This window comes from Cyclobacterium salsum, assembly GCF_010119245.1.
GTDB classification, from domain to species: Bacteria; Bacteroidota; Bacteroidia; order Cytophagales; family Cyclobacteriaceae; genus Cyclobacterium; species Cyclobacterium salsum.
In genome coordinates this window covers 1-669 of record NZ_WNKG01000042.1, presented here as the reverse complement: position 1 = coordinate 669, position 669 = coordinate 1, and the positions used below count along the sequence as shown (strand labels likewise).

Sequence of the window (669 nt, the reverse complement as noted above, 5' to 3'; positions counted from 1 at the left end):
CGACCGAAAGAACCGCCAATGACGCGACTTTGGCAACCGCCATTGCCACAGAAACTACCCGTGCCCTGGCCGCGGAAGCCGAAAAAGAAGACCTTTCCAACAAGAGCACAAGCATTACTACCGACGGCGAATCGGATATCAAATACACCAGTGCCAAAGCGGTAAAGGATTACGTGGACGCATCGGCATCCGGCAATCAGACGGCACTGAATGAAGAAATTGACCGAGCTCTGGCTGCAGAAGGCGTACTGGAAGCGGCCATCGAAACGGAAACGACACGGGCCGTGGGAGCAGAGAACCAGTTGACCGCTGACCTGGCCAGCGAAAGCAGCACCCGGCAGGCAGCCGATACCAATTTGGACCTGGCTATTACGGCCGAAACTGACCGGGCTGAATTGGCAGAAGCCGGTATTGTTGCCGACCTGGCCACCGAGTCGACTGAAAGACAAGCCGCAGATACGGCGCTGGAAACAACTATTGCGACAGAAACCTCCCGTGCGGAAGGAGCAGAAGCAACGATTAATGCCGACCTAACTACCGAAACGGCGGCACGAGTATTCGGAGAAGCCACGTTGGAAATGGCGCTTACCACGGAAACGGCCGAACGAAAATCCGCAGATACCACGCTTGCAACTGCGCTGGATACTGAAACGACCGAAAGAACCGCCA

Annotated in this window: 1 protein-coding gene; it reads left to right on the top strand. The window is 55.9% G+C overall.

Annotation, left to right across the window (positions count from 1 at the left end; genetic code table 11):
* Window positions 1-669 (top strand): hypothetical protein (locus tag GJS45_RS23575; RefSeq protein ID WP_202928167.1); only part of this gene is annotated, 669 nt, incomplete at both ends.